This is a genomic window from Vibrio sp. M260118, from assembly GCF_036533755.1.
GTDB lineage: Bacteria > Pseudomonadota > Gammaproteobacteria > Enterobacterales > Vibrionaceae > Vibrio.
The window spans coordinates 1-4667 of the sequence record NZ_JATABG010000294.1; the positions used below are offsets into that span (position 1 = coordinate 1).

The window sequence follows — 4667 nt, forward strand, 5'->3', positions numbered from 1 at the left end:
ATTCAATGTTGGATTTTAAAAAATGAAGAATAAAATTCCATATACGAGTTATTTTGGCTCTGCAGAGGAGCTATGCCGCAAAGGAGACGCGGTAGAGTTTATTCAACCTTGGTATACGCCAATCTCAACCACACCTGAAAATACGGGGATGGCAATTGGTGGTATTGGCAGTACCTTTACCCTTACGCCATCAGGCAGCACACCAAACTTCAGTTTTGTACCGGGTATATTTATTGATTGTCAAAACGACGGTGTTAACTTTAACGACTTCTATGTTTCATGTATGGAACTACCCTCGTTAGAGAATCTTGAAATTTATGATCTCGATGAGATGATAAATTATCTAGGTTATTACCCGGCGCAATTTAATAATGAAACTTTAAATTGTGAAAGTAATCTTACTGCTATTGAACAAATAATAGGTTCTATAAGATGTGGTGAGTTCTATTTATCAAACAAAGAACGATTTGCGCGATGGAATATAGAGTTTACTGAGCGAACTCAGCAGGAAATAAAGCTCAATCCTAGCTCGTTAACCACACAAATATTGGTCGCGCTTGATTTTTTTAATGGTCTGTTGAAGAACGGCTCATCCGTTGGTATGTCTTTAACAGCCAATCAGAGCGGTGTGTTGCCAGTGATTGACGCGGAGCAAGTTGAGTATCAAGCTCTATACCCTATGGCTCAATACCGTTACTTGGCATTCGAAGGTATTGAGGTTATCAGGAAGGTAGTGTCGCCAGTTGTGAAGGATGACAAAAAGCTATGTTCACTTCCGATGCACTGGAACCATTTTGAAGTCACCAACAACTCCGACAAGGCTAAAGTGATTACCATAGTGCAATCACTTGATAACCTAATTGGTTCAACGTACCGCAAAGGTCGAGATGGTGTCCAAGATTCTGCGTGCAACCTGGTTCAAAACCCGATTGCCCAATGCCACAAAAAAGTAAAAATCAGCGACGCACAGACCCAGTTTGAAGGGGTTCACTTAGCCAGTGAGTCACCTTATGCATCGGATATTGAAGGTGATGTTATCTTCGGTGTACAAGCCGATAAAGGACTATTGGAGTCAGGTAAGCTCTGCATCACGGCTAAGACCTCGGTGTATACCAGTAAATCGCAACAACAAGTAGAAGCCGCCCTTAACACAGGTCGAGTCAATGACCATTTTGACCACGGCATTTATAGTGGCCGCGAAGCGCTGAGTGCGATTGTCTGCGTGCAGATAGAACTGCAACCTCAAGAGACGGTTGAGTTTCGATTTGCTCAGGTGATGGATCACAGCAAAATCTCTCTTAATGGTTGGGAATCGCAAAAAGCCTATACTCAATTTTTCGCACAGCCCGACCGCGCCTTGAACATAATGCAGCAGACACTGCCGCAGTTGAGCGCGATCGAACAGGCTATCGTTGATCAGCAACAGCAACTTCTTAATGACGCAGAAACGCAGATTGCCAATCAAGGTAGTGCGTTGCGTTACGCGACCATGGCGATGAACACACTTTCATTTTTGGCTGAATCTACTGTGTGGGATAGGGAAGATAAGTTTCTAGTTAAAGAGTGTGTTGACTACCCATTCTTTAACTCGCTTGATGTCTATTTTTATGGTTCTTTCTCTTTGCTCTATCTGCTTCCTGAGCTTGATGGCTGCGTTATGAAGGCGTTTGCCGAGGCGATTTTAGCCTCAGATGAGACTAAGCGACGTTACTGGGAATATGAAGACAAGCCATATGCTGAATTGATTGATACTAAATATGAAGGTACTCGAGCTCAGCGTGGCGCTGTGATTCACGATCTTGGTAGCCCTTACGACATTCAGCCTGATGCCTATAGCTGGCATAACGTCAAAGAGTGGAAGGACTTAGCACCTAAATACATTTTGATGGTTTACCGTCACTATCAGCGTACAGGAAACCTTTCGATTGTAGAGGCGTGCTGGCCCGCTATTACTGCAAGTATCGATTATCTGTCGACTTTAATTGAAGAGGGCGATGCGCTGCCATTGACCCGAGGTACTGATGACACTTTCGATAACTTATCGTCTCATGGTATCTCAATTTACTGTGCAAGCTTGTGGAGTGCTGGCCTTAAAGTAGCGAGTGAGCTAGCGAAACTCATGGGTCAAGAGGCTTTGGCACAAGAGTACTTCTCTCGCTCGATCATCGGGTTAGAAACGCTGGAATCGGGTTTGTGGGATGAAGAGAAGGGTTATTACCACTTCTTTGTTACCCCTATTCAGGCTAAACACCTGACGGGTCATGGCGCAGAGTCTCTTAAAACGCTTGGCATTACGATCACCGGTAACCCTCTGGTCGATAAACGCGCTTTGAATGAGTACCTTGATGAGGTCGAGCTTGATTCATCAGCAAGTAAGCTAGAACAGCGCTTATTGAAGAAACAGCGCTTACTAGAGGTTGCACCTGAAGCATTCAATGATAACTACCAAGATCTGGTTGAAGATTCTGACAATAGCTTTGGTGACGCACTGCTTGCGGATACTTACCTTAAGCTCATCGGTGTCGACTGTCTGTTTGATTCGACCAGAGCCGAGCGCGCGCTAGACTACCTCTATCAACACAACTTTGAACTGAATAGTCCTAAGCTAGGTGTCGCGAATATGACGTTGGCTGACGGCTCTCCTCACCCTGCATTTCAAGCACAAGATGTGTGGATTGGCGTTCAGTTTAGCGTGGCTACCTCGCTTAAGATGGTAGGTAAAACGCTAGAAGCGGAAAGGTTAATGGATACGGTTTATAAGGCGCTGTATCACTATGCCAAAATTCCATTTGCCGCGCCGGAAGGCTTCAACTGCTCGGTGGCTGTGACTGTGGAATCAATATGTGAGCAGTTTTCTATCGATGCTCAAACCGCACAAGCTTGGCTAACTAAGTTAACAGCGACGTCATGTATATTAAGTGATGGTCGTGTTAGCCCAGCAATTACCAAGGATGCTACAGAGTTTTCCAACCTTGTCGTTAACTGTGTTGATAGTGAACTTCAGACTCAGCTGCATAAATGGTTACTTAGCACCGGGCTTAAATACACCGCAGGACGTTATTTCCGTCCGGGGATGATATTTGCGTATCTCTATCATTGATAAATGTGGTCACTGGGCAAACTGAACCTTTATCTTTAGGTATTAGTTTGCCCTAATGGTCTCACTTTTGGGAATAGCCATTGAGCTTACCCGTTTGCTTTTCTATATTAAAAATTATTCGCTGCCTAACACTATAAATCGATGACTAAGAAGAAAAAAAAACCGACTGTTTATGATGTCGCAAAGCTCGCTGGCGTTTCACCAAGCACAGTGTCCCGTTTTTTAAATCGCACCACCCATGTTTCAGACGTCAAAAGTCAGAACATTGAAAAAGCGATCAATGAACTGGGTTACAAACCGAATTTTCAAATGCAGCAAAGTACTAATCGTCGCTCAATGACGATTGGCGTATTGATTCAGCATCCAGATAGCCCCTATACCAGTCGTATCCTCAATGACATGGAGAAAGTTCTTGTCGAGCAAGGTTATTCGTTGGTTATTGCGACGGGGAATTGGCAAAGTAAGCTAGAAAGGCATGCCCTTGATTATCTCATCAAAAGCAATGTTGATGGCATCATAATAGTGACGGGGAATCTGTGTGAGGATTTAATCTTAAAAACCGCAGAGACAATCCCGATTGTCACGGTTGGTTATGATGTCGTTGGTGATAATGTCCGCTCATTGAGTTTAGATAACGTACTTGGTGGATATATTGCCACGCTTCATCTATTGCAACTCGGCCATGTCAATATTGCACATATTAAGGGGCTAGCCAGCCAACCGGATGCAGGCGCAAGACTCAAAGGCTATAAAAAGGCTTTAGTAGAAGCCAGCATCAAACCTAACCCTAAATTGATTAAGCAGGGTGATTTTAGCTCTGAGACAGGGTATGAAAAAACCATCGAACTGATAGAGTCAAAACTACATTTCTCTGCGATATTTGCTGCCAATGATCAAACGGCCTATGGCGCAATCAAAGCGTTAACCGATAACGGCTATCGAGTGCCAGAAGATGTCTCAGTCATTGGGTTTGATGACCTGCCTACGTCGCAATATTTCACGCCCGCATTGACGACGTTGCGTCAGCCAATTGAAGAGATAGGTGCGGTATGTGCTCATTCGATTTTGAACCTTCTCTCTGGTGAGCGCCACGAGGCGCGATTGCCACCAATAGATCTAATGTGTCGTCAGTCGACTAAGTCGATTTATCGTTAGTTGAGCGTCAGTGACGAAATAAGCAGCCAAGAACTTAATAGCATAGCTAAAAACAACAGCAAGGCTGATACGGTTCCGGCTGCGACGCCGAGTAATAAGTAATATCGTGAGTTCAATGCAGTTTCAATTAGTCAAATAGTAATTATTATCATTTAGCTAATTTTGCAACTCAAGGTCAAGCTGATACCATGATTACAAGCTTGTGGACTTTGTGCTGTTATGATCCCTCTGATTTATCACCCCATTTATTCAGACTTGCCTTTACCGGAAGGGCATAGATACCCGATCACCAAATATCGCTTGCTTTATGAAGCGATTGAGCAGGAACGTGCGATAGATCCTAATTGGCATGCCGTACTTAGCTATGTAACACCATGTGCTTTAACTCTTGATGAAGTGACACAGGTACACT

General features: G+C 43.9%; 2 protein-coding genes and 1 pseudogene. All 3 read left to right on the top strand.

Features of this window, described 5'->3' with window-relative positions; translation table 11 throughout:
• Positions 1–22: 22 nt before the first annotated feature.
• Positions 23–3100: a GH116 family glycosyl hydrolase gene (locus QTO00_RS15205; protein WP_331425544.1), complete on the top strand. Its 3078-nt coding sequence runs from the start codon at positions 23–25 to the stop codon at positions 3098–3100.
• Positions 3101–3241: 141 nt separating this feature from the next.
• On the top strand, positions 3242–4255 hold the full coding sequence (locus tag QTO00_RS15210; protein WP_331425545.1) for a LacI family DNA-binding transcriptional regulator: 1014 nt from the start codon (positions 3242–3244) through the stop codon (positions 4253–4255).
• Between the two features lie 219 nt (positions 4256–4474).
• Positions 4475–4667: pseudogene (locus tag QTO00_RS15215) on the top strand (histone deacetylase); the annotation flags it as partial.

Coding starts and splice junctions, on each gene's coding strand:
- QTO00_RS15205 (WP_331425544.1), top strand. CDS start 23: ATGAAGAATAAAATTCCATATACGAGTTATTTTGGCTCTGCAGAGGAG.
- QTO00_RS15210 (WP_331425545.1), top strand. CDS start 3,242: ATGACTAAGAAGAAAAAAAAACCGACTGTTTATGATGTCGCAAAGCTC.